The organism is Methanoculleus sp. SDB (genome assembly GCA_001412355.1).
In the GTDB taxonomy this organism is placed as follows: Archaea; Halobacteriota; Methanomicrobia; order Methanomicrobiales; family Methanomicrobiaceae; genus LKUD01.
Window position 1 is genome coordinate 1 of the sequence record LKUD01000092.1, and the last position, 23,733, is coordinate 23,733.

At 57.4% G+C, this 23,733-nt stretch carries 22 protein-coding genes and 1 tRNA gene; 9 read left to right on the top strand and 14 right to left on the bottom strand.

Annotated elements, in window-relative coordinates:
• Nucleotides 1-1,179: argininosuccinate synthase (locus tag APR53_05670; protein ID KQC03237.1), on the bottom strand; the 1,179-nt coding region annotated here is incomplete at its 3' end.
• Nucleotides 1,180-1,528: 349 nt separating this feature from the next.
• Here APR53_05670 and APR53_05675 point away from each other — a divergent pair.
• The 3 genes from APR53_05675 (at nt 1,529) to APR53_05685 (ending at nt 4,547) form a co-directional block, all read left to right on the top strand.
• Nucleotides 1,529-2,746 carry a hypothetical protein gene (locus APR53_05675; GenBank protein ID KQC03238.1) on the top strand — a complete coding sequence of 406 codons (1,218 nt, stop codon included), beginning with the start codon at nt 1,529-1,531 and terminating at the stop codon, nt 2,744-2,746.
• Entirely contained in the window at nt 2,736-3,563 is an 828-nt protein-coding gene (locus APR53_05680; protein ID KQC03239.1) for a glycine/betaine ABC transporter, read from the top strand. Before APR53_05675 ends, APR53_05680 begins: the two co-directional genes overlap by 11 nt.
• Nucleotides 3,564-3,671: 108 nt before the next feature.
• Nucleotides 3,672-4,547: a glycine/betaine ABC transporter gene (locus APR53_05685; protein ID KQC03240.1), complete on the top strand. Its 876-nt coding sequence runs from the start codon at nt 3,672-3,674 to the stop codon at nt 4,545-4,547.
• A gap of 96 nt (nt 4,548-4,643) precedes the next feature.
• Here APR53_05685 and APR53_05690 read toward each other — a convergent pair whose 3' ends face one another.
• The 3 genes from APR53_05690 to APR53_05700 all read right to left on the bottom strand — a co-directional run bounded on the left by APR53_05690 (nt 4,644) and on the right by APR53_05700 (nt 9,293).
• Nucleotides 4,644-4,829: a hypothetical protein gene (locus APR53_05690; protein ID KQC03241.1), complete on the bottom strand. Its 186-nt coding sequence runs from the start codon at nt 4,827-4,829 to the stop codon at nt 4,644-4,646.
• A 247-nt stretch (nt 4,830-5,076) separates the two neighbouring features.
• Complete coding sequence (locus tag APR53_05695) at nt 5,077-8,238, bottom strand: carbamoyl phosphate synthase large subunit (protein ID KQC03242.1); 3,162 nt, start codon at nt 8,236-8,238, stop codon at nt 5,077-5,079.
• A complete protein-coding gene (locus APR53_05700) occupies nt 8,238-9,293 on the bottom strand; it encodes a carbamoyl phosphate synthase small subunit (GenBank protein KQC03274.1) in 1,056 nt (351 codons plus the stop codon). Before APR53_05700 ends, APR53_05695 begins: the two co-directional genes overlap by 1 nt.
• A gap of 128 nt (nt 9,294-9,421) precedes the next feature.
• On the opposite strand from APR53_05700, the gene APR53_05705 reads away from it, so the two are divergent.
• Nucleotides 9,422-9,757: a hypothetical protein gene (locus APR53_05705; GenBank protein ID KQC03243.1), complete on the top strand. Its 336-nt coding sequence runs from the start codon at nt 9,422-9,424 to the stop codon at nt 9,755-9,757.
• Nucleotides 9,758-9,785: 28 nt separating this feature from the next.
• Here the strand turns inward: APR53_05705 and APR53_05710 are convergent, their stop codons facing one another.
• The 8 genes from APR53_05710 to APR53_05745 form a co-directional block, all read right to left on the bottom strand.
• Nucleotides 9,786-10,370 (bottom strand): carbonic anhydrase, encoded by a 585-nt coding sequence (locus tag APR53_05710; protein KQC03244.1) that lies wholly within the window; start codon nt 10,368-10,370, stop codon nt 9,786-9,788.
• 113 nt (nt 10,371-10,483) lie between these two features.
• Complete coding sequence (locus APR53_05715) at nt 10,484-12,127, bottom strand: dihydroxy-acid dehydratase (protein ID KQC03245.1); 1,644 nt, start codon at nt 12,125-12,127, stop codon at nt 10,484-10,486.
• Between the two features lie 338 nt (nt 12,128-12,465).
• Complete coding sequence (locus APR53_05720) at nt 12,466-13,200, bottom strand: uroporphyrin-III methyltransferase (protein KQC03246.1); 735 nt, start codon at nt 13,198-13,200, stop codon at nt 12,466-12,468.
• On the bottom strand, nt 13,197-14,081 hold the full coding sequence (locus APR53_05725; protein KQC03247.1) for a porphobilinogen deaminase: 885 nt from the start codon (nt 14,079-14,081) through the stop codon (nt 13,197-13,199). Before APR53_05725 ends, APR53_05720 begins: the two co-directional genes overlap by 4 nt.
• Entirely contained in the window at nt 14,072-15,310 is a 1,239-nt protein-coding gene (locus APR53_05730) for a glutamate-1-semialdehyde aminotransferase (GenBank protein ID KQC03248.1), read from the bottom strand. Before APR53_05730 ends, APR53_05725 begins: the two co-directional genes overlap by 10 nt.
• The gene (locus tag APR53_05735; protein ID KQC03249.1) at nt 15,297-16,280 is read right to left on the bottom strand and encodes a delta-aminolevulinic acid dehydratase; all 984 of its coding nucleotides are present in this window, start codon (nt 16,278-16,280) and stop codon (nt 15,297-15,299) included. Before APR53_05735 ends, APR53_05730 begins: the two co-directional genes overlap by 14 nt.
• Entirely contained in the window at nt 16,259-17,533 is a 1,275-nt protein-coding gene (locus APR53_05740) for a glutamyl-tRNA reductase (protein KQC03250.1), read from the bottom strand. The genes APR53_05735 and APR53_05740 overlap by 22 nt, the downstream gene beginning before the upstream one ends.
• The gene (locus APR53_05745) at nt 17,530-18,153 is read right to left on the bottom strand and encodes a siroheme synthase (protein KQC03275.1); all 624 of its coding nucleotides are present in this window, start codon (nt 18,151-18,153) and stop codon (nt 17,530-17,532) included. The genes APR53_05740 and APR53_05745 overlap by 4 nt, the downstream gene beginning before the upstream one ends.
• Before the next feature lie 183 nt (nt 18,154-18,336).
• On the opposite strand from APR53_05745, the gene APR53_05750 reads away from it, so the two are divergent.
• The 3 genes from APR53_05750 (at nt 18,337) to APR53_05760 (ending at nt 20,574) form a co-directional block, all read left to right on the top strand.
• Nucleotides 18,337-19,764: a potassium transporter gene (locus APR53_05750; protein KQC03251.1), complete on the top strand. Its 1,428-nt coding sequence runs from the start codon at nt 18,337-18,339 to the stop codon at nt 19,762-19,764.
• Nucleotides 19,765-19,770: 6 nt separating this feature from the next.
• Nucleotides 19,771-20,436: a potassium transporter gene (locus APR53_05755; GenBank protein ID KQC03252.1), complete on the top strand. Its 666-nt coding sequence runs from the start codon at nt 19,771-19,773 to the stop codon at nt 20,434-20,436.
• A gap of 66 nt (nt 20,437-20,502) precedes the next feature.
• Nucleotides 20,503-20,574 (top strand) — tRNA-Gly (locus APR53_05760).
• Between the two features lie 58 nt (nt 20,575-20,632).
• Here the strand turns inward: APR53_05760 and APR53_05765 are convergent.
• Nucleotides 20,633-21,220: a flavodoxin gene (locus APR53_05765; GenBank protein KQC03253.1), complete on the bottom strand. Its 588-nt coding sequence runs from the start codon at nt 21,218-21,220 to the stop codon at nt 20,633-20,635.
• 129 nt (nt 21,221-21,349) lie between these two features.
• Between APR53_05765 and APR53_05770 the strand changes: the two genes are divergently transcribed.
• Together APR53_05770 and APR53_05775 are read left to right on the top strand one after the other, a co-directional pair.
• Complete coding sequence (locus APR53_05770; GenBank protein KQC03254.1) at nt 21,350-21,721, top strand: glyoxalase; 372 nt, start codon at nt 21,350-21,352, stop codon at nt 21,719-21,721.
• 856 nt (nt 21,722-22,577) lie between these two features.
• Nucleotides 22,578-22,976 (top strand): hypothetical protein, encoded by a 399-nt coding sequence (locus APR53_05775; GenBank protein ID KQC03255.1) that lies wholly within the window; start codon nt 22,578-22,580, stop codon nt 22,974-22,976.
• Nucleotides 22,977-23,203: 227 nt separating this feature from the next.
• Here APR53_05775 and APR53_05780 read toward each other — a convergent pair whose 3' ends face one another.
• Nucleotides 23,204-23,707 (bottom strand): hypothetical protein, encoded by a 504-nt coding sequence (locus APR53_05780; protein ID KQC03256.1) that lies wholly within the window; start codon nt 23,705-23,707, stop codon nt 23,204-23,206.
• Nucleotides 23,708-23,733: the final 26 nt, after the last annotated feature.

Here is a 23,733-nt window from a genome sequence, read left to right on the forward strand (position 1 = left end):
TTTCAGGTTTTTATGGAGACGCGCCTGAAGACCGAAAAAGGTCGAAAAGCCGACCGCGAAATTCTGGTCAAGCGACGTACTGTCAAACGAGACGAGCTCGTCCGAATAGAGGCCGGAAACAGAGCTTCTGCCCGCAACGGTGACGCTTCCCTTGTAAAGCACGAGATCAACGCTGCCTGTCACCCGTTCCTGAGTCGTATCGATGAACGCATTGAGCGCGGCAAACAGGGGTTCGTGAATAAGTCCCATATACCCGAGCTCGGACCACTTTTCGTCCACGATGTGCTTGAACGCGAGTTCCTGGCGGGAGAGCACGAGCTGTTCGAGATCCCGGTGGGCAGCGAGAAGAACCGTTGCGGCGGGATGCTCGTAATTCTCCCGTGCCTTGATGCCGAGGATGCGATCCTCGATCATGTCGTTCCTGCCGACCCCGTTCCTTCCGGCAATAAGGTTAAGACGCTGAATAAGGGCATATCCGGTGAGCTTTTCGCCGTCGAGGGCGACGGGAATTCCCCCTTCGAAATCAATGCGCACCTCTTCGGGAACGTCGGGCGCGTCACGGGGCGAAACGGTCCACGCATAGATGTCTTCGGGCGGATGCGTGGCCGGATTTTCCAGGATGCCGCCTTCGATACTCCGGCTCCAGCAGTTTTCATCGATGCTGTACGGCTTTTCCCGGACAACGCTCACCGGCACCCCGTGCTCCCGGGCATACTCGATCTCCCACTCCCGTGTCAGGTTCATCTCGCGCATCGGGGCGATGATCTCCAGGCCTGCGCACCGGAAGATGAAATCGAACCGGAGCTGGTCGTTCCCCTTTCCCGTGCACCCGTGTGCGACCGCTGCCGCACCTTCGGTGCGTGCAATCTTCACGATCTCCTCGGCAATGAGCGGCCGGGCGAGCGCGGTGCCCATCGGGTACCCCTCGTACGACCCGTTGGCCTTGATCGACGGGAAGATGACATCGTTGACAAACCTCTCCTTGATATCGATGGTATAATGCCGGTCGGCAATCATCCGGCCTTTTTCCGTTGCCGACTCAATATCCGCCTCGGGCTGGCCGACATCCACCGCCACGGTGATGACCTCGTCATACCCGTAGCGCTCCTTAAGGAGGGGAACACAGATCGAAGTATCGAGCCCCCCGGAAAATGCAAGAACAATTTTTCCTTTTCCCATTCTGACCTTCTCCTTATCTTTTCAGCGTCACCGTGGGATCAGCACCACAGTAGTTCACATTGGATCTTAACCACAATAAAATGATACTCCCCATCAGAACCTGTTTGGCCCGGTGCCACCAAAAAAACAGCCGGATACTGGCGATATGACCCATATCAGCGCAGATCCCGGTGACAATATGATATTCACTGCCGATATATGCCTCAAAATATGATTCCGGAGAGATGCCCCCACAATTCCCGATATGCACTCTGGAACGGCTATTATTTTTTAATCATAAATTATTTTACACATTAAATTTAATTTATAATCGTTTAAAATATCCATCCGGAATATTTTGAGGTTTTTTATGGAGAAGACAGATCGTAAACATCCGACGGTGCAGGTGACTGGCCTGACCAAAATATTCGGCCAGAAGCCCGAGAAAGCTCTTGAACTCCTGCACAAGGGATACAGTAAAAAACAGATATTTGAAAAAACCCGGCAGAATGTCGGGCTGAATAACGTCTCATTCGAAGTCTTCCCCGGAGAAATTTTTGTCCTGATGGGCCTCTCGGGATGCGGCAAATCAACGCTGCTCCGGTGCATCAACAGGCTTGTCGAACCCACCACCGGCGAGATATCCATCAACGGCACGGATATCGTTTCCATGGCACCGGATGACCTCCGCGAGATCCGGCGCAATAAACTCGGTATGATTTTTCAGAGTTTTGCCCTTCTCCCCCACAGATCCGTACTCGACAACGTCGCCTTCGGTCTTGAAATTCAGGGAATTCCGGAATCTGAAAGATACAGGCGGGCGGAGGAGGCGCTCGATCTCGTCGGGCTTTCAGGGCACGGGCAGAGCATGCCGCGGCAGCTCTCCGGCGGGATGCAGCAGCGGGTCGGGCTGGCCCGCGCACTGGCAAGCGATCCGGATATTCTGCTGATGGACGAAGCATTCAGCGCACTCGATCCCCTTATCAGGCGTGATATGCAGGACGAGCTCATCGACCTGCAGCAACGACTGCAGAAGACCATTATTTTCGTATCCCACGACCTTGACGAGGCGCTCAAGCTGGGCGACCGGATAGCGCTCATGAAGGACGGCGAAATCGTCCAGATCGGTTCTGCCGAAGAGATTCTCACCAATCCGAAAGACGATTACGTGGAAAAATTCGTCGCTGACGTGGACATGGCGAAGGTGCTGACCGCCTGTGATGTGATGAAACGCCCGGAGCCGCTCATCGCCGTTGATTCGGGCCCCCGGAATGCCCTGCGCCTCATGAAGGAATACGGCATTTCAAGTCTGTTTGTTGTCGGAAAAGGCCGGATTCTCAAAGGCCTCATCATGGCCGACGACGCACTCGAGGCGAAGAAGCAGAACCGGCAGCTCGAGGATATCCTGATACGTGACATCCCGACCGTACCGCCCGAAACTCCGGTTGCCGATATCATTCCAATCATGGCAGAAGCACGCTATCCGGTTGCGGTTGTTGACGTAACCGGTAAAATGAGGGGGATTATCATCCGCGGATCAGTGCTGGCGGCCCTCGCCAGGATGGAGGTGAACGCAGATGATTCCTAAGCTGCCCGTCGGTGAGGGGGTTGAAATGCTGGTCGATTTCATCGATGACTATTTCGGCTGGCTCCTCGACGCGATCAGCGGTGTGCTGGATCTGCTGGTGAACGGATTTCAGCAGATGCTGCTCGTCATCCATCCGGCGTTCATCATCCTGTTCTTTGCAATCGCCGCATATCTGGTCAACCGCCGCGACATCAGGTCGGCCGCTCTGACCGGTCTGGGCCTCTTCCTGATATGGGATCTCCAGCTCTGGCCCGAAGCGATGACCACACTCGCGCTTGTCATCGCATCGACCGTTATCGCACTCATCGTCGGGGTGCCCTCCGGCATTCTGGCTTCGGGCAACAATACCTTCGATGCACTCCTCAAACCCTTTCTGGATTTCATGCAGACGATGCCGTCATTTGTCTATCTGATACCTGCGGTCATCTTTTTCGGACTCGGCAACGTCCCCGGCATGATCGCAACGGTCATCTTTGCGATGCCGCCTGCAATACGGCTGACAAATCTTGGAATCCGCCAGATTCCGCTCGAACTGAACGAAGTCGCCGATTCGTTCGGTACGACGGCATGGCAGAAACTCATCAAGGTACAGCTTCCCGTGGCGCTTCCGACCATTATGGCAGGGATAAACCAGTGTATCATGCTTGCCCTGTCGATGACCGTAATCGCATCGATGATTGGTGCCGGCGGCCTCGGCCTGAACGTCCTGAAAGGCATCCAGCGGGTGGATATCGGAGGAGGATTTGAGGCGGGCCTCGCCATCGTCATCGTTGCCATCGTGCTGGATCGCCTGACCCAGAACCTTGTCCGGCGCTGACGGGGAGAACGGAATGACTTTATAGAAGGGTAACAGTAAGGGTAAAAGGGGTCATATATATGTCCCTTTTTGAAAAATAACTGAAATTTTACATTTGGATGTGATGGTGTGTTTAGTAAAAAGGTATGTTCGGCAGTTTTTTTCAGTTTCGTGGTTTTCGGGCTGTTGTGTGCTGCCGGGTGCACGGAAAGTGCACCGGCCGAACAATCGAAAGGAACGGTTTCAATCGGATATGTGCTCTGGGATTCGGAGATCGCGAGCACCAACGTGCTCAAGCAGGTCTTCGAAAAGGCAGGGTATACTGTTAAGCTGAGCGCAGTCGACGCCGGACCGCTGTACCAGGCGGTCGCCGATGGAAATATCGACTGCACGGTTTCTGCGTGGCTGCCGGCAACCCAGGCGAATTACTGGGAGCAGTACGGCGACGATCTGGTTCTTGTCCGGAAAAATCTCGAAGGCGCAAAGATAGGCCTTGTCGTGCCGACCTATGTGACCATCGATTCCATCGATGAACTCAATTCCGTGGCTGACAATTTTGACGGCAAGATCACCGGCATCGAGCCGGGTGCCGGAATTATGGCAAACACGGAAGAAGCAATTACCGAGTATGGACTGAATTTCGAGCTTGTTGCCAGTTCAAGTGCGGGAATGTCCGCAGAGCTCTCCAAAGCGATCGATGAGGAATCATGGATCGTCGTCACCGGATGGACTCCCCACTGGAAGTTTGCCCGGTTCGACCTGAAATATCTCGACGATCCCAAAGGCGTCTACGGCGGCGAGGAGTTTATCGGAACACTCGCCCGGAAGGGCCTGGAATCGGATAAACCCGGCGTGTATGATATCCTGACGCGGTTTGCCTGGACGGCGGCCGACATGGAATCGGTGATGCTGGCAATCGAAAATGGTGTTTCCGAAGAAGAAGCCGCACAGGAATGGATCGAATCCCATGAGGAGACGGTCGCTTCCTGGATTGGTACCTCATAACCTTTTTTTTTCCTTACCTGCGCACGGATAAATCACCGGCCATGGCGAACACTCGGTAAAGAATTCCCGCGTTGTCAGAGCGGAAAACGCCGCCGGTTACGAAACGATAATTGCAGCGATTCTTCTGAGATCGATATCGGCGAATGGTTTTGTCAGCAGCCGTTTGAGGCAGCCGTCGCGACGAAAGAGCAGGTCTTCCGAGAGATCCTCCGCTTCTTTCTTCAGCAGCACTTCCTGCTCATGCACGTCGTTCCAGACACTCTCCGTATCACCGTCACCCATGAACCTGCATTGCGGTTCCCGTTATATAAGCCTTATGAGGTCATCCCGGCAGGATCCCGATCCCTGGCGGGGTGTATCCCCGCACGATCTCATGAGATGTACGGCCAGAATGTCCAGAGAAGCCAGATGAGGATGTAGGAAAAAAGGAGGGAACCGATGAGTTCCTCGATTCGTATGCGCATGTGGTTCACCCGGAACTCTTCCATCGCTCCCTCGGTGCCGTCCCGATACGGCTGATCCGCAGCTATCATCCGATATAGTGGCTGAGGGGTTCGATCGTGATATCCTTCCGCCCGATTTCACGGATGGCCATTGCCGCGGCGCGGGCGGCCTGCATCGTCGTGATGTACGGCACGCCGTAATCGACGGCGGAACGCATTATCTGGTAATGGTCCTGGCGCGAGAGTTTGTCCGCAGGCGTGTTGATGATGAGCTGCACTTCACCGCGCCGCATCATGTCGATGACGTTCGGCGATCCCTCCTGCACTTTCCGGACAAGGTTGGCCGAAATTCCCCGGCTCGCGAGCGTCTCGACCGTTCCGGCCGTCCCGTACAGTACGAGCCCGCTCTGCACAAGGGATTCCGCAATCGGAATGAGATCTTCCTTCTGCTCTTTTGTCACGGAGATAAAGACATTGCCCTCCCGCGGGAGGCTGTTGTCGGCAGCGATGCATGCCTTGTAGTACGCACGCCCGAAGTCGTAATCGATGCCCATGACCTCGCCCGTGCTCTTCATCTCCGGACCGAGCACCGTATCGACGCCCGGAAGCTTATTGAACGGCAGCAGCACCTCCTTGACCGCAACATGGCTGATGACCGGCTCGGTCAGTCCCATGTCGGAGAGTTTCTTCCCCAGCATGACCTTTGCGGCAACCTTTGCGAGCGGTATTCCCGTCGCCTTGCTTACGAACGGCACGGTCCTGCTCGCACGCGGATTCGCCTCCAGCACATAGACGATGTCGTCTTTGACGGCGTACTGGATGTTTATCAGGCCGACGACGCCTATTCCGAGGGCAATTTCCCTCGTGTATTCGCGGACGCGCCGCACCACCGATTCGGAGAGGGACTGCGGAGGGATGACACAGGCAGAATCGCCGGAATGGACGCCCGCCTCCTCGATATGCTCCATGATCCCGCCGATCAGCACACCCTCGCCGTCACATACCGCATCCACATCGATCTCGACCGCAGACTGGAGGAACGAATCGATGAGCACCGGGTGCTGCCTGCTGACCCGCACCGCCTCCTTCATGTACACCTCAAGCTCGACTTCGTCGTGGACGATCTCCATCGCCCGCCCTCCGAGGACATAGGAGGGCCGGACGAGGACCGGATACCCGATCCTGCCGGCTCTCGCTTTCGCCTCGCCTTCGGAATACGCGGAACTGTTCGGCGGCGTCGGAATGCCGAGACGATCGAGGAGACCGCTGAAACGGTCACGATCTTCGGCAAGGTCCATTGCAGCGGGCGAGGTCCCGAGAATCACCGTCGAAAGACCGATCCGGCGTATCTCCTCGTCGATCGGCATCGCGAGGTTCACCGAGTTCTGGCCGCCGAACTGGACCATGACGCCATGATAGCTGTCTTTCCGGAGAATATTGATGACATCCTCAAGCTGCATCGGCTCGAAAAACAGGCGATCGGAGGTATCGAAGTCCGTCGATACCGTCTCGGGATTGTTGTTGACGATATGGACCTCCACTCCCATTTCCCGGAGAGCCGCAACGGCGTGAACGGTGCAGTAATCGAACTCTATCCCCTGTCCGATACGGATCGGGCCCGATCCCAGGATGAGCACCTTCTGCTTCCCGCTCTTTTCGATTTCGCATTCCTGCTCCCATGTGGAGTAGAAATAGGGCGTTGTCGCAGGAAATTCAGCCGCGCAGGTATCCACCATCTTGTACGACGGCTGACCCGCCTGCTCCCCGATCTCGCTGACCGGACGGCCCGTCAGCTTTGAGAGCTGCTCGTTTGAAAAGCCGAACCTCTTGGCCGTCCGGATCTCCTCCGGCGTCGAGTTCGCGGTAAGTTTCCCCTCCAGCTGAACGATATTCCAGATTTTTTCAAGGAAAAAGGGCAGGATATTCGTCAGCGATGCGACCTCATCGACCGTGAAGCCCTCCCGGAACGCATCAAACAGGCAGGCAAACCGCTCGTCCGTCGGGCTGGTGAGGATCATCCGGATCTCATTCGGATTGGTGTGCCGGAAGATGTCCGTATCCAGCGAATGCAGCGCTTTCATGAACGCCTCCTCAAGCGTTCTCCCGATCGCCATGACTTCCCCGGTACTCTTCATTGCCGTGGTCAGCGTCCGGTCAGCGCCCTTGAATTTGTCGAACGGCCACCGGGGCACTTTCACGACAACGTAATCGATGGAGGGTTCGAACGAGGCAGGTGTGCAGCCCGTCACGGTGTTCATGATCTCATCGAGCCGGAGCCCGATGGCGATCTTTGCCGCAACCCGTGCGATCGGGTATCCCGTCGCCTTCGATGCGAGCGCCGATGAGCGGGATACGCGTGGATTTACCTCGATGACGCGGTAGTCGCCCTTCCAGAATGCAAACTGGATATTGCATCCGCCCTGCACGTCGAGCGCCCGGATGATCTTGATGGCGGCGCTCCGCATCGTCTGGAACTCGTCATCGCGGAGCGTGAGAATCGGTGCGACCACGACGCTCTCTCCGGTATGGATCCCCATCGGATCCACGTTCTCCATTCCGCAGATGATGATGCAGGTATCGGCAGCGTCCCGCATGACTTCAAACTCGATCTCCTGCCACCCCGTCACGCTTTCCTCGATGAGCACCTGGTGGATACGCGACCGGGAAAGTCCGATCTCGACGATCCTGCGCATCTCCTCGGGCGTATGAGCGACCCCGCCACCGGCCCCGCCGAGGGTGTACGCCGGGCGGATAATCGCCGGAAGGCCCACCTGCGAAATCGCCTCGTCGATCTGGTCGGGAGAATTCAAGATCATGCTCCGCGGAACCGGCTCGCCGATCTCGTCCATCAGATCGCGGAACTGTTCGCGGTCCTCGCCGCGATAGATGGCCTCAAGCGGCGTGCCGAGGATCTCGACGCCATCGAGCGCCCCCATCTCCGCGAGTTCGGCCGTCATGTTCAGCCCGGTCTGGCCGCCCATGCCGCTGAGAATCCCGTCCGGTTTTTCCTTCCTGATGATCTTCGCGATAATCTCCGCCTTCAGCGGTTCGACATAGATCACATCCGCCATATCGGGATCGGTCTGGATTGTGGCGGGATTGGAGTTGACCAGCACGACCTCCACGCCCTCCTCCCGGAGTGCCCGGCATGCCTGCGAACCGGAAAAATCGAATTCGGCCGCCTGCCCGATCTGGATGGGGCCCGATCCGATGATGATTACCTTTTTGATGTGCGGGAGCCGGGGCATCAGGGAATCCTCCTGTAGAGCGAATCAAATATGGGACGCTCCGTATCGTGCGGCCCGCCATGAGCCTCGGGATGGAACTGTACGCAGAAAACGTTGAGGTCATCCGAACAGAAACCCTCGAGTGTACCGTCGTTCACATTCGTATACACGATGTCGCATTCCTCCGGAAGGGTGTCCCCGTCCACTGCAAAACCGTGATTTTGCGTGGTGATATATATGGAGCCGTCTCTGTGCCTGACCGGCTGATTCGAGCCGCGGTGACCGAATTTCATCTTATAGGTCTCGGCGCCGAGGGCAAGAGCGGCGATCTGGTTGCCCATGCAGATCCCGTAGACCGGTATCTGCCCGATAAACTGACTGACGCAGGCAATTGCATCGGTCGCCAGTTTCGGGTCGCCGGGACCGTTGGTGATGAACAGCGCCTCCGGGCGGCAGGCCTCGATTTCGTCGGGGCGGGCATTGTAGGGATAAATATAGAGATCGGCCCCTCGTTTCCTGAGGCTGACTGCAATATTCTTTTTGATGCCGAGATCCAGCACGGCAATGCGCTTCCCGGGCCCGGGGATGCGATAGGATTCCCGGCAGGAAACCCGGGGGATGAGATCGATTTCGCTGATCGGCCTCTGTTTCCGGGCGCACTCCACCGCATACTCACCGTTGTCGTCACCGACGATCAGGGCGGCCCGGAGTGTCCCCTTCTCCCGGGTCTTGATCGTCAGGTGCCGCGTATCCACACCGGATAGTCCGAACAGGCCCTGTTCTTCAAAAAAAGAAGCCAGTGAGGAACTTTGTGCGGGTTTGTCGCAGAGTTCACGAACCACGCATCCCATCGCATGCACCGACGGGCTTTGAAAATTGAAGGGATCGACGCCGTAATTCCCGATGAGAGGATAGGTAAACATCAGGATCTGGCCCGCGTAACTCGGATCGGTGAGGGCCTCCATATACCCGGTCATCTGGGTGGTAAACACCAGTTCGCCGGCGACAGAACCCTCCGCACCGAATCCGTTTCCTACAACATATTCTCCGTCTTCAAGACCCAGAACCGCCTTCATTGAATTACCATATATCATAGGTCTGACACCCATATAACGTTCGTGCCGGTTCACTGCCGGAAGGGCGGGACGGACGGAATTGTGCACCAATCAAAGCATCCTAATACTCATCCGGGCAAGTACTCTTCATGGAAACGATCACGATCGAGATTATCGGGTTTGAAAATTCACCCTGCGGCCCGTTTCCCTGCGATGAAAGCCGTTCCTGCGAGCTTGAAGCCTGTGCTCCCACGGAAAAAATGGTGCCGGCCTCCGAAGCGCTTCACAACCGCCTGAAAGAGCTTTACGGCGATCGCATCATTGTAAAAGTCACCCTTCTTGATAACGGGATACCGGATTACGTGCAGAAGATCATCGAGGAGCGTCATCCCCCGATCCCTATCGTACTCATCAACGGATCAGTGACGCCGCTCGGGCGGATCTCACTCCCGCTCGTGAAAAAACATCTCGAGCCGCTTCTCTGATAAAAAAAAATGATGCCGAACCACGGCATCATGCGATTTTCTTCAGCTCTCCGGTCTCAAGATCGTAATAAAGGCCGTGCAGCGCGATTCTTCCCTCGGTTTCGGCTTCTTTTACAAGATTGTACGACCGGAGATGCTCGAGCTGGAGCTTGATGTTTCCGTATTCGATAAGGCGCATCCGTTCCTTTTCCTGCTCGGGTGTTGAGGGAGATCCGATGACCGCATCTGCCTTTTCAACGACACCTTCGGCATTTTTCAGCCACTGCGGGACATAGGTATCCCCCGCCGCACCTTTGTCGAGCGCCTTCATCGCCCCGCAGTCCGAATGTCCGTATACGACGATGTCCTGCACTTTCAGGTGTTTAACCGCGTACTCGAGTACGGTGGCAAAATTCAGGTCGTTTTCCGGGGCGATATTGCCGATATTGCGGTGCACGAAGATCTCACCCATCTTTGCGCCTGCGACACGCTCCGGATTGACGCGGGAATCCGAGCAGCCGATCCAGAGAGCGGTCGGGCTCTGCCCGCGGGCAAGTTTCTGGTAATAATCATAATCCTTTTTAAAATCTTCAGCGATAAACCGCTTGTTTCCTTCAAGGAATTTCTCAATCATGAAAACACCCTCTCATCGTTCTTCAGGCGTGCAGACGGCGCAACGCCGGCATACCGACATGAGGCACCGACGCATTTAATGATTCGGATATGAAATGCTGCAAAAATTGGGGGTTATTTCAGCACAGCGCCACGATGTGCCTGCCCGACCTTTTCGGCATACCGGGCAAGCACCCCCGAGAGCTCCCGTTCGACCGGATTCCAGCGCGCTTTCCGTTCCGAAAGCTCATCCCCGTCGACGAGGAGGTCAATCGTCCGTGCAAAGAGGTCGATTGCGATCAGGTCACCCTCGCGCACATGCGCTATCGGACCTCCGATCGCGGCTTCGGGAGCCACATGGCCGATGCAGGGGCCGCGTGTACCGCCCGAGAACCGCCCGTCGGTAACCAGTGCTACCCGTGTCATGCCGAGACCCATCAGCGCCGATGTGGGGGAGAGCATCTCCGGCATCCCCGGAGCACCGCGGGGACCTTCGTACCGGATGACGAGGACGTCCTCTTCCCGGATCTGCCTTGATAATATCGCTTTCATCGCTTCCTCTTCCCCGGCAAAGACCCGCGCAGGCCCGGTATGCCGCCACATGTCTTCGTTTACCGCGGCGGATTTGATGACGCACCCGTCGGGTGCAAGCGAACCCTTCAGGATCTTCAGCCCCCCTGCGGCATGCACCGGCCGGTCGAGCGGCCAGATTACGGTCTCGTCGTGAACGGTCGCCGTCTCCGCGATCTGCACCGTGGATTTTCCCGAAACCGTCAGCGTATCCTCGAGAAGGCCGGAGAGCCGGGAAAAGACAGCGGGTATCCCGCCCGCCCGATAAAGCGTCTGCATGGAATGCGGGCCACCGGGCTGCATGTGGCAGATATGGGGCACTTTTTCGGCAATCCGGTTGAAATCGTCAAGGGAAAGCGGAATTCCCGCCTCTTCGGCGATTGCCATCAGGTGGAGGACGGTGTTCGTCGATCCGCCGAGGGCCATGTCGACGCGGATGGCGTTTTGCATGCCTGCATGGGTGACAATGCTTCGGGGAGTCACGCCGCCCTCGACGAGTGCCATTATCCGCTCGCCGCTTTCACGGGCAATTCGCAGTTTGGCGGCATCCACCGCAGGGATTGCGGCGCATCCCGGCAGGGACATGCCCATCGCCTCGGTCATGCACGCCATGGTATTTGCCGTATAGAGGCCCTGGCAGCTGCCGCACCCGGGCATGGCGCAGGTTTCGAGGGTGCGAAGCTCGTCCTCGCTTATCTCACCTGCCGCCACCTTCCCGACTGCTTCGAAGACATCGATAAGAGAGAGATCACGTCCCCCGGCAAAACCGGTGAGCATCGGGCCCCCGGTTACGACCAGCGCGGGGATGTTGCAGCGCACTGCCGCCATCAGCATGCCCGGCACAATCTTGTCGCAGGTGCAGAGGCAGACCAGCCCGTCGAACCGGTGGGCCTCCACCATCAGTTCGACGGAGTCGGCGATATTTTCACGGGAGGGAAGAGAATACCGCATTCCCTCGTGGCCCATGGCGATCCCGTCGCAGATGCCGATAGTATTGAATTCAAACGGCGTGCCTCCGCCGGCAGCAATGCCTTCCCTGATTTTCTCTGCGAGCGTCCTTAAGTGCACATGCCCGGGCACCACGGTATTCCAGGAATTGGCGATTCCGATGAACGGGAGGTCCATCTCCCCGTCCGTCACCCCGAGCGACCTGAGCAGAGACCGGTTGGGAGCACGGACATACCCTTTTTTCACATCATCGCTGCGCATATCACGTCATATGCTGGCGACTCATAAGAGGGTTTGGCATAAACCCCGGCTAAAACGAAAATCGGCAGTATCCATGGAGTCCGCCCCCGCCAGGGCGGCACGTCCGGACAGTATCCTTCCGCCGACAGAGCGTACCTCCGTCAGTCGGGAAGGACATCCCACATCTCGAGGATCGTCTCGAGATCGGAATCCTGCTGAAGAATTACCTCAGCACCCGGTTTCCAGTCCGTTCCGGGGGTAAAAACGGATGCGAACCATTCGCCGGGTTCAGGCAGACCAAACATGACTGTCTGGTGATTCGCACATATATTATTTAAATATTTTGTATATAGATATCACTATTGTTTATCGCTGTAGAGGCGCACCACGTCCCCGATGACGATCACCGCAGGCGGTGCAACCCCCGCCTCCGCGCAACGGCGCCCGATATCCGCAAGAGGTGCCACCGTAACACGCTGATCGGGCCGGAGTCCGCGTTCGATGACGGCAACCGGCGTTTCGGGATTCTTGCCGTTTTCGATAAGCGATGCGGCAATAACAGGCAGGTTTTTCACGCCCATCAGGATCACGATCGTTCCCCTTGTCTTTGCAAGCCACTGCCAGTTCAGTGCCGACTCGCCCTTCGTCGGGTCTTCATGCCCGGTGAGGATGGTCACCTGCGATGCATATCTCCGGTGGGTGACCGGGATGCCGACGCATTCGGGCACGGCGATGGCGCTGGAGATGCCGGGGATTATTTCCACGGAAATTCCCTGCTCGCGGAGCGTCTCCATCTCCTCGCCGCCTCGCCCGAACAGGAACGGATCGCCGCCCTTGAGCCTGACGACGGTTTTCCCCTGCCGTGCCCGCTCGACCATGAGCGCTTCGATCTCATCCTGTTCGAGAACGTGATGTCCCCCGAATTTCCCGCAGTCCACCAGTTCGGCCTCCCGGGGCAGAGACGCGAGGATCTCCTCGCCCGGCAGCTGATCATACAGAATGACATCCGCCCCGTCAATCACCTCGCGGGCGCGAAACGTCAGCAGCCCGAGCCCGCCGGGGCCCGAACCGACGAGATACACCTTTCCGTTCATTGCTTCAACCCCAGTTCGGCACGCGCCTCTTCAATCAGGTCATACGCAAGGGCGCGCAGTTTTTTGCCGATGATGCGTCCGTCGTCGGGTGTTTTTCCCTCATCCTCGATCCGTTCCCACCGGCTGCCGTCGAGCGCGAGCACCTCGGCGATGAGAAATCCGTTCTGGCAGTAGACTCCCTGCGGCGTAAAGCAGCCCCCTCCCACTTCTTCCATGACAGCCCGCTCCACGTCCGTGTCCCGCCGCGTTGCCGCATCGTCAAGCATGCCGAACGCCGCTTCGAGATCGGAATCGCGCCGGCAGACGACCGCGATCGTCCCCTGGTTCGGTGACGGGACAAACCACTGGGGAAGGAGCCGGGTGCCCGGCAGATCGAGGCCCAGACGCTCCATTCCCGCTTCGGCAAGGACGATGGCGTCATATTCGCCTTCCTTCAGCTTCCGGAGGCGCGTGTCGACATTCCCGCGGAGCGGCCGGATCTCCGCGGCGAGACTGCTCCGCTGCAGCTGCGCCCTTCGCCGGGTGCTCGACGTCCCGATGACCCGGACATCGTCAAGGTCGGCGTAATGCACGAGAAAATCCGCAGGAGAGTCCCTTGTAAGCACCGCAGCCGTCACAACGCCGTCCGGACGTTCTGCGGGGATATCCTTCATGCTGTGCACCGCGGCATCGATCTCTCCGGCGAGGATGGCCTCGTCGAGCGCTCGCACGAACACGCCCTGCCCTCCGATCTCATGGAGGGGGACGCGGGTCTGTTCGTCGCCTTCCGTCGCGATGATCACCGTCTCGGTTTCGATGCCCGCCCCGGCAAGGCCCTCGCAGACACGGGATGCCTGCGCACGGGCAAGGGCACTCCCCCGTGTCCCGATTTTCACAGGCATGCGAGATATGCTCCCGTTATCGTGTCAAGGTCGCTTTGGGTATGGGCGGCGGAGAGGAAATTCGTCTCGAACTGCGACGGCGGGAGGAATACGCCTTTCGAGCGCATAGCACTCCAGAAATGTGCAAATGCCGCAGTATCGCTCTCTTTCGCCTCCCGGTAATTCCGCGGCGGCGTACTTCTGAAGAAGAGCTTGAACATCGATCCGAGCCGTACAAACGATCCGCTGCGTGATTCGACCGATTCGGCAATCGCCCGCGTGTTTTCCGCCAGAAGCCCGTAGAGATCCCGGTGCCCGTGCAGCCATGCAAGCGTGGCGCACCCTGCCGCAAGGCTCGCCGGATTGCCGCTGAACGTACCGGCCTGGTATACGGGCCCTGACGGGGAGACCATCTCCATAATATCCCGCCGGCCGCCGAATGCCCCGATGGGAAGTCCGCCGCCGATGATCTTGCCGAGCGTGGTGAGATCGGGGGTCACGCCGTACATCACCTGCGCCCCGCCGATGCCGAGGCGGTACCCCGTGATCACCTCGTCGAAGATCAGGAGGATGCCGTGGTCCGAACAGATCGATCGCACCTCGCGCAGGTACTCCTTGTCAGGGAGTATCGGCCCGATATTTCCCATGACCGGTTCGAGGATGAACGCCGCAACGTCATCATGTGCGGACAGCAGCGCTTCGAGGGCCTCCGTATCGTTGAAGGGGACCTGGCGGGTATGGGCCGTGAGGCCCGGGAGCACTCCCGCGGAGTCGGGCACCCCGAGCGTGGTCGCCCCCGACCCGGCTTTCACGAGCACCGCATCGTGGGCGCCGTGAAACCCCCCCTCCACCTTGATGATGTCCTTCTTCTGGGTATATCCCCGTGCGAGCCGTATCGCCGCCATCGTCGCTTCCGAACCGCTGGATACAAACCGGACCATATCCATGCCCGGATGATCCGCGGTGATGCGTGCCGCCATCTCCGGCTCCAGCCCGACAGGCGTCCCGTACAGCCATCCCTTGTCAAGCTGCGTAGCGATTGCATCGCGTATCGCCGGGTGCGCATGCCCGAGAATCAGGGGGCCGTACGCCATGCAGCAGTCGATATACTCGTCGCCGTCCACCGTTGTCAGCCGCGCCCCGGAGGCGTGTGCCGTGTAGAAGGGGTACGGCTTGATTGCCCGGACAGGGCTGCTCACGCCGCCGGGCATGAGACCCTGTGCTCGTGTAAACAGATCAGCGCTCTTCATGAAGCCACCCCGCGACATCGCGTGCAAAATAGGTAATAATGAGATCAGCCCCCGCCCGTTTTATGCAGGTGAGGCTTTCAAGAACGGTCTCCCGCCGGGAAAGCCAGCCCCTGTCCGCCGCCGCGGCAATCATCGCGTACTCGCCGCTCACCTGGTATGCCGCGACAGGGAGCCCGAGTTCCCTCACCGCGGCAATAATATCGAGATAAAATGATGCGGGCTTGACCATCAGGATGTCAGCGCCTTCCGACCGGTCCAGTTCCGATTCGAGGATCGCCTCACGCCGGTTGGACGGGGACATCTGGTATGTGCTCCGGTCCCCGAATGAAAACCCGGAGTCTGCCGCTTCGCGGAAAGGGCCATACAGTGCGCTCGCGAACTTCGACGAGTATGACATGATCGGGAGATCGGAAAAATCCGCATCGTCAAGTGCACGGCGAATTGCCGCGACCATGCCGTCGAGCATGCACGACGGCGCGACGATATCAGCCCCGCTTTTCGCGTGGCTGACTGCAATTCGTGCCATCAGGTCGAGGGACGGATCATTGAGAAGATCGGGTCCCTCCAAAGTGTCCCCGACAATGCCGCAATGGCCGTGATCGGTATATTCGCAGGCGCAGACATCGGTAATCACCACGAGATCGGGAACCGCCGATTTTATCGCGCGGACGGCAGACTGAATTACTCCGTCCGCGGCAAAGGCACCGGAGGCCTCGGGATCCTTGGCGCCCGGAATCCCGAACAGAATGACCGCCCGGAGGCCTGCATCCCGGATATCGCGGGCCACAGCTCCCGCCTCTCCGAGGGGGTACCTGAACTGGCCGGGCATGGACGTGATCGGGACCGGTTCGGATGCGGTTTCATCGAAAAAAAGCGGCATGATCAGATCATGTACGCTCAGGGTTGTCTCCCGCACAAGCGGTTGCAGGGATCGCTTTCTCAAACGTCTCATTCGTCTTTCTGGATACATAGCGGTTCACCCCGGGTGATTGCCTTGACGAGCGCCTCTGCGTACTGCAGTTCACCGCATTCGGCACTCTCACGAATCGAATAGGTTGCATCGACAAGCAGTTTTTTCACGAGAACACGGGATAAATCGTCCAATATCCCGAGAATATGATCATCGCAGGTGCCAAGGCGGGCAACCGCCTTGTCCCGCTCGCGGACACGGATGGCTTCGGCCCATGTATGCAGCCCCGAAAGCGTATCACCCGCGGCAGCGCGGTTTAAGAGCTGGATAAAATGCGAGATCTCCTCCTCGATGAATGCCTCCCCCATCTCGGCCTGCTTTTTCCGGTTCCTCATATTTTCTTCGCTTAACGACCGGAGATCGTCAATCGTAAACACATGCACGCCCGGAACGGCAGCAACATCCTCCTCCACGTCGCGGGGCTGGGCGATGTCGATGAGAATGAGGGGGCGCGGCGATTCGTCGAGCGGCCAGTGGCGCTCGTTCATCGCCTGCCTGATGCCCTCGGCATGAATCAGGGGATGCGGGGCGGCGGTGCACGATATGACGACGTCGGAGAGGGCGATAAACCGGTACATGTTCTCGAGGTTGACCGCTTTCCCGCCGATCTCGTCTGCGAGCGCGACTGCACGGGCGAATGTCCGGTTCGTGACGTAAATGGCGGTCAGGTGCTGGGCAGCCAGCGCCTGGGTGACGAGCCGCCCCATCTCACCGCTCCCGACGACGATGATATGCTTCCCCCGAAGGCTCCCGAGCAGTTTTTCGGCAAGCTTCACGGCAGCTGAGCCTATGGAAACCGCACCGTTGTTTATCTGCGTTCTCCGCCTGACCTCCACACCCACATGCACCGCTTTCGTGAGGCAGAGATCGGTAATCGTGCTGGTCGAGCCCCGCTCCTGTGCAAACGACATCGCACTTTTCAGCTGGCCGAGGATCTGGTCTTCACCCACGATCATGGAATCCATGCCCGATGCAAGCCTGAGCAGGTGACGGAGGGCATCGATACCCTCACGAACCCAGAATCCGCTTTTCCCACGCTCTTTAAGGAACGCTGCAAGAGATTCGGCATCGCCGTGCACGAGGAGTTCGACCCTGTTGCACGTCTGAAGCAGGACGACTCCCTTAAACCGGGTGCGGGCGTCGGCCAGAAGAGCCGCCTCATCGGCAAACCTGAACTGCTCGAGGACCGCCACGTCGGCGTCATGATGGCTGATGCCTGCACAGGCAACCGGTGCATACAGCGTGGATTTCATGGCACGTACTTCCGTATCATCACGTTTCGCACCTCGTCGGGATGGGTTGCGAGCATCGCCCAGATGGCGTCATCGTTCAGCATGTCCCGGAGAATCCGGGTTCTGTTCCCCTGATCGGGCACTTTTTCCCGAAGCAGGGTACGGAGTTCCTGCTGAAGTGCGATCATCCCGTCGAGATGTGCGTATTCATCCTCGATGCGGCGACGAAGCCAGCGTGCGACGGCAGGGCTGCTCCCCCCCGTGCTGACGGCGATTATGTAGTTCTTTCCCCGTGCGACGGCAGGGAGCGTCACATCGGCAACACCCCCGCCGGCATCATTGAAGAGAACCCCGCCGGCGCGGCAGAGACGCCCGATCCGGGCATTCAGTGCCGGTGCCGGCGTTGCCGCAACCGCAAGGAATACCTCCGAGAGCATCTCCGCAAGGACGGCGTCGGTGACCGTATCGAGGTCGCACACCAGGCGTGCAAGAGGCATCTCCTCGAATCCGGGGTGGAATGAACGGCTCACGACAAGCACATCCGCTTCCGGGAGGAAGTGAGCCGCCTTCCGCCTGCCGACTTCGCCGCCCCCGAAGATGACCACCCGTCTGCCGTGGAGGTTGAGCATGAGGGGGATCATGAAAATATGATTTGTTTCCGCGGAAATTAACATTACGTAAAACATTCCCGGATAATTCGTATGCAGTTTCTCCCCGTGCATCCGCTATAAATCCGCATGGACATGCAGCAGGGGATCCGGAGTAAATCCGGGTGATTACCGTGGATATCTATAATACCTTGCCCCCCGATTCACAGAATACGGATGTATGAACTCGTATCGCCGGTGAACAGTGCCGGCATTCTGAAGTATCTCGGCCTCATCATGATTGGCATCGGGGCGGTCATGGCGGTCCCGCTCATCGTTGCTCTCTTCTTTTCAGAATGGTTTATCGCCGGGATATATGCCGTTATCGCGACCCTTATCATCATTCTGGGCACCCTTGTATCCCGGCTTCTTCCCGAGTACGACCTGCAGTGGAAGGATGCAATGGTCATTGCCGCAATCATCTTTCCGCTGTCGTCACTGCTCTCCGCAATCCCCTTCTCTCTCTCGACAGGCATGCCGTTTCTCGACGCGTTTTTCGAAGCCGCATCCGGCCTGACGACAACCGGACTCTCGGTCGCACCGCCGGATGTCGGTCCGGTCTTCCTCTTTGCCCGGTCATGGCTCCAGTGGATTGGCGGCATCGGCATCGTCCTCATCGTCATATCCGTGCTGATACCGCCCGGTGTCAGCGCTTTCCGGCTCTTTATGATCAATATCGGGGACCAGAAACTTCGGCCGGGTGTCGTCGGCACCGCTACACTTCTCGGGAAGATCTACTGTATCATCACCATCGCCGCATTTTTGCTCCTTCTCCTCGGCGGGATGCCTGTTTTCGATGCAGTCTGCCATGCGCTCTGCACCGTTTCCACGGGAGGGTTTTCCACGCACTCCGAATCGATTGCGGCATTTCCGGGCTTTCTCGTTCCCTTCGTGGTGACGGTTGCCTGCGTCATGGGATCGGTCAATTTCGCCATCTTTCCCCGCCTGCTCCATAATCCCCTCGAGCTGTTCTCGAGCGTCCAGCTCCTCTGGTTCTTCGGTATCGCTGCCGCCGGCACCCTCCTCATTACCGTCGTCCTGTCAGGCTCGGTGCCGGTTACCGAAGCGCTGTCGCTGGCGGCCTTTCAGGCGTTCTCAGCCCTTACATCAGCGGGATTTGCAACTGCCGACGTCAATGCCTTCCCCCCGGCGGCGAAGGCGGTGCTCACAGTGCTGATGTGGATTGGCGGCAGTGTGGGATCGACGGCGGGCGGCATGAAGATCCTCCGGATCATTATCATCCTGAAGGTCATCCACCTCGTTTTCATCAGATTTTTCCTGCCGAAAGAGGCGCTCACCCCTCTGCGCGTCCGGGATTCGACCGTTGATTCCAACGACCTGCAGACGCTGATCGCGTTTGTCGCACTTTACATGGCCTTTACGGTGGTATCGGCATACATATTCATGCTCTATGGCTTTCCGCTGGAAGATGCGCTCTTCGAGGTATCGAGCGCAATCGGAACGGTCGGCCTCTCGTGCGGGATCACGAGCGCCGCTCTGCCCGGCATGCTGAAGGGAGTGCTGATTCTCGATATGCTGCTCGGCCGGATCGAGATCATACCAGTATGTATATTACTCTTCCCGCGGACGTGGGTGAAGGGGTAACCGGTCATGCGGATCATCATTGTCGGTGCAAGTGCGCTCGGCACAAATCTTGCCCAGCGCCTGATAAAAAAGGGAAGGGAAGTCATTTTAATCGAGAGAGACGAAGCACGCGCAAAAGATCTCTCCGAAACGCTTGATTGCACGATCATCAATGCGGAGGGCACCCGGCCCGATATACTCGAAAAGGCGGAGATCGACAAGGCCGACGCCATCGTCGCATGCACCGAGCACGACCAGAACAATATCCTCATCGCCCTGATCGCCCGGACCATGAACGTGCCGGAGATCATCATCAGGACGGAGGATATCCAGTTTCTCGCGATCGCGAAAAAACTCGGATTCCGCCACGTCGTCAACCCGCCCCAGACCGCTTCGGTCATCATCTCGGATGCCCTCCGCGGGGTCGACACCATCGAGCTCTCCACCCTGATGCGGGGGGATATGCGGTTCCGCAGCGTTATCGTGGGTTCGAAACAGGCGGAAAAAAAGCTCTCGGAGGTTGCCCTTCCCAAGGGAAACGCCTACATCGGCATCTACCGGCAGGAGGCATTTCTCCTCTATACCGATGACCCGGTCTTAAAGGAGGGCGACGAGCTGCTCGTCGTGACGGTGGAGGAGTCGGAAACCGACCTCTGTGACATCTTCTGCGATAGAGAGGAAAAACAGGTCTGATCAGCACCAATTCGATATACTTATAATCAAGTATCACGAATCTTGTAGAGCACTACGACTGCATCTGCGCCGATAGTGTAGTGGTTATCACTAGGCGTTGCCAACGCCTAAACCCGGGTTCGAGTCCCGGTCGGCGCATCGGAACACGACGTTCGATTTTCTTCGCATTTTTTCACCCGAATACCTCTTTCCGCGGTTATGTTCCTGAACCTGCAAGGCCGTATCCGATCCCGTACGCCTTTTTCATGACCGCTTCATCCCGCCGCACCGAACCGCGGTCAAAGAACCCGTACACGGGAAACCTCTCCCCGACCGTGTACCCGAGCGCTTCAAGGGGCCGTGCCATGGCTTCGAGGGCAAATCCCTTTTCTGACGGGTCCGTCTGCTCGCATACGGAGAAGACGACGGCTGTCCGCGTTCTTTCCGCCAGCCGGCTTGAATACCGGCGGGGGCGGTCGTCGGAAAAGATATAGTACGGGTAGAGGCGATCGATAAAGGATTTCACAAGGCTGGTCACGTTGTAGTTATAGGTAGGCGAACCGAGGACGAGTATATCCGCATTCTCGATCTTCGGGTACAGGAGGTTCATACCGTCATGGAACCGGGAGCAGGTCAGATCTTTTCTGCACTGCTCGCATCCGATGCAGGGGGTTATGGCATAATCACGGAGAGCTATGATCTCCGTCTCTCCTCCCGCCGTACCCGCACCGGCAATAATCTCCTTCACAATAAGGTCGGTATTGCCTTGTGCCCGGGGACTGCCGGATATTCCGAGGATCTTCATACACGGATACATCTTCCGGCAGCACCAAGGTCTTTTCGCCGCTGAAATCGTGTGCTTCTTCCGTCCGAAACGACGGACCCGGGAACTATCAAATATACGGCAAGAGACACTCTGATCGGGTGAACGAGGATGCCGACGATCGTACATTTCGATCTCCCTGCCGACGAACCGGCACGGGCGAAGACGTTTTATCTGGAATTATTTGGCTGGAACATCGAAGGGGTCCCCGGAATGGACGACTACTTCCTGATCGAAACCGCGGGGCTCGACGGCAGCCGGGGCATCGGCGGAGGCCTCGGGAAACGGGGAAGCCCCGACCAGCAGATGACGAACTATTTCGGTGTGCCGTCGGTCGACGACTACTGTTCCCGGGTGCAAAACCTCGGGGGAACCGTCATCCTGCCGAAGACGGCGGTGCCCGGCTGGGGCTTTCTCGCAGTCTGTACCGATACCGAGGGGAATACGTTCGGGCTCTGGGAGGAGAACCCTTCCTCCGCGTAAGGGCCGTAAAAGATGGCAATCGCCCGGTAAAGCACAGAGCCGAGAGATAATGCATGGTGTTCCGTATACGGGCACAACCAGGAGGAAGCGGGATGGCCCGGTTGCAGCACGGCGAGCGCCGACACAGGGATAGTACGCTGTTTCATGCCATCGGAGTATCCGTCACACATGATACGCGGCATATATACGGTCGGACAGCCTATACTAGTACAAATAAAAAAATCCGGGCACTACAACGCTTTTTGATGGAATGAAAAAGAACGGTCCATCATTGAACCGTGCCGGGCGCACAACGCAGGTATCGGACTGTGATAAATTCAGAGTGGATGATGTTACACCAATCATGTGAAAACATCGCAGAGATTGATACAATGATGAAAAATTCTGTTAAACCAACGGTAGTCGGGACCAGATCAGGGTATGTTATCCGTTTCACCTGTCCCAATTGTTTCAAGGAAAATTCGATTCAATGCAATATGCCAAAAGCCTTTTACAAAGTGTCCCGGGACGGAACGTGCGCACAGTGCAGGAAACATTACACGGTCCTGACACCGGGCCAGTATTAGGTGAGCAATATAAAAGCTATACATACTCAACCCTTTTTTCTTTCGACCAACACTCCATTTTAATCTTCTCACCGATTCCTGTTTTCCATATCGGCACCGTTCATGCGAAATTTCCGCTGAGATCCCGGCAGAGCTGAATTCCTTTTGGATGGAAGGGCGGTGAAAATCATTCAAAGAAGAAAAATATCACAATAACGCAGATTCTGAAAGGGCCTGCGAATACTCTGAAATATAATCATAATTATCCGGTGACGGCAAAGTATTTGATGTCTGTCACTTACTCCGGATCTATGTCAAATATTTCATACTTCGAGGTCCCGGCAGATGATATAAAGCGGGCAAAAAAATTCTATTCCGAAATTCTCGGCTGGGATTTCATGCCAACGCAGGTTCCGGGAATTCAGGTGGAATACTGGAATATCAGCACAGGGAAATCCGGAAAAGATACTCTCAATATGGGAGGATTGTATCAGCGAAAGGAACCATCGTCCCATACACTCATGTACGCCCTGGTTGATGATATGGACAAAGCACTTGCCAAGGTAGAGAGATTGGGAGGGAGAATCTTCAACCCGAAGATGACGCTTGACAGCGTGGGAATCCTCGTGACAATCATCGACAGTGAAGGGAACCTGATCGGGTTGTGGGAGCGGGAGAAGAAAACAGCACCCTATCCCCGGTCACGCTGAAATGTGCGAAAAGAGCATAATACGGTATTCTCCTCCACGAAGGGGATATGTGCGCGTTATTTACATAACACTAAAAGGAACACGTTCGGTCCCGGGGAGGGGAACCCTGCCTCCGCTTGAGGGCCGTTACAAGGATGGCAATCGCCCGGACAGGCGTCACACGCCATAGAGGGAGGGGAGGATTCACCGTGAAAAAACAGGGGAGGACGGAGTGATAACTCCCGCTATCATTCCGTTCCGCACTGCTGTGCAATTTTCCCGTAGTATTTTTTGTTGTGCCATGCGCGGACGTATTGCGGCGCAATCTCAATCGCCTTATCAAAACAGCGGATCGCGTCGGCGTATTTCCCCATTTTGCCGAGAGTAATTCCTTTATTGTTCCATGCACGGGCATAGCGGGGAGCAAGAGAGATGGCGCGGTTGTAACAGGCAAGTGCGTCCTCGTACTGCCCGATGGAGTCGAAACACACCGCTTTCTTCTCCCATGTCCGGGCATCGGCCGGATCCGCCTCAATCCGGGCATCCAGCCGGCACAGTGCCTCCCGGCATCGTCCGGATGAATCGAAGATATCGCCGCTCCCGGGCGATATGCTCATATCCCGTCCAGGGTCTGAACATTCGGCAAGAGTGTCGGATACCGGATGAAACCGATTCGGCGCTCCAAAAAGGGAGACCTCATCAAAAAGGACAGTGTCGGTTCGTGCCCGCAGGCAGAGCGGCCGGTATTCCATGATGCTTCACCAAAGTCTCCTGTGTC

What these genes read in the sequence shown, in the direction of transcription:
- APR53_05675 (KQC03238.1), top strand. Translation starts at nt 1,529, where the DNA reads ATGGAGAAGACAGATCGTAAACATCCGACGGTGCAGGTGACTGGCCTG.
- APR53_05680 (KQC03239.1), top strand. Translation starts at nt 2,736, where the DNA reads ATGATTCCTAAGCTGCCCGTCGGTGAGGGGGTTGAAATGCTGGTCGAT.
- APR53_05690 (KQC03241.1), bottom strand. Translation starts at nt 4,829, where the DNA reads ATGGGTGACGGTGATACGGAGAGTGTCTGGAACGACGTGCATGAGCAG.
- APR53_05695 (KQC03242.1), bottom strand. Translation starts at nt 8,238, where the DNA reads ATGCCCCGGCTCCCGCACATCAAAAAGGTAATCATCATCGGATCGGGC.
- APR53_05700 (KQC03274.1), bottom strand. Translation starts at nt 9,293, where the DNA reads ATGAAGGCGGTTCTGGGTCTTGAAGACGGAGAATATGTTGTAGGAAAC.
- APR53_05705 (KQC03243.1), top strand. Translation starts at nt 9,422, where the DNA reads ATGGAAACGATCACGATCGAGATTATCGGGTTTGAAAATTCACCCTGC.
- APR53_05710 (KQC03244.1), bottom strand. Translation starts at nt 10,370, where the DNA reads ATGATTGAGAAATTCCTTGAAGGAAACAAGCGGTTTATCGCTGAAGAT.
- APR53_05715 (KQC03245.1), bottom strand. Translation starts at nt 12,127, where the DNA reads ATGCGCAGCGATGATGTGAAAAAAGGGTATGTCCGTGCTCCCAACCGG.
- APR53_05720 (KQC03246.1), bottom strand. Translation starts at nt 13,200, where the DNA reads ATGAACGGAAAGGTGTATCTCGTCGGTTCGGGCCCCGGCGGGCTCGGG.
- APR53_05725 (KQC03247.1), bottom strand. Translation starts at nt 14,081, where the DNA reads ATGCCTGTGAAAATCGGGACACGGGGGAGTGCCCTTGCCCGTGCGCAG.
- APR53_05730 (KQC03248.1), bottom strand. Translation starts at nt 15,310, where the DNA reads ATGAAGAGCGCTGATCTGTTTACACGAGCACAGGGTCTCATGCCCGGC.
- APR53_05735 (KQC03249.1), bottom strand. Translation starts at nt 16,280, where the DNA reads ATGTATCCAGAAAGACGAATGAGACGTTTGAGAAAGCGATCCCTGCAA.
- APR53_05740 (KQC03250.1), bottom strand. Translation starts at nt 17,533, where the DNA reads ATGAAATCCACGCTGTATGCACCGGTTGCCTGTGCAGGCATCAGCCAT.
- APR53_05745 (KQC03275.1), bottom strand. Translation starts at nt 18,153, where the DNA reads ATGATCCCCCTCATGCTCAACCTCCACGGCAGACGGGTGGTCATCTTC.
- APR53_05750 (KQC03251.1), top strand. Translation starts at nt 18,337, where the DNA reads ATGTATGAACTCGTATCGCCGGTGAACAGTGCCGGCATTCTGAAGTAT.
- APR53_05755 (KQC03252.1), top strand. Translation starts at nt 19,771, where the DNA reads ATGCGGATCATCATTGTCGGTGCAAGTGCGCTCGGCACAAATCTTGCC.
- APR53_05765 (KQC03253.1), bottom strand. Translation starts at nt 21,220, where the DNA reads ATGAAGATCCTCGGAATATCCGGCAGTCCCCGGGCACAAGGCAATACC.
- APR53_05770 (KQC03254.1), top strand. Translation starts at nt 21,350, where the DNA reads ATGCCGACGATCGTACATTTCGATCTCCCTGCCGACGAACCGGCACGG.
- APR53_05775 (KQC03255.1), top strand. Translation starts at nt 22,578, where the DNA reads ATGTCAAATATTTCATACTTCGAGGTCCCGGCAGATGATATAAAGCGG.
- APR53_05780 (KQC03256.1), bottom strand. Translation starts at nt 23,707, where the DNA reads ATGGAATACCGGCCGCTCTGCCTGCGGGCACGAACCGACACTGTCCTT.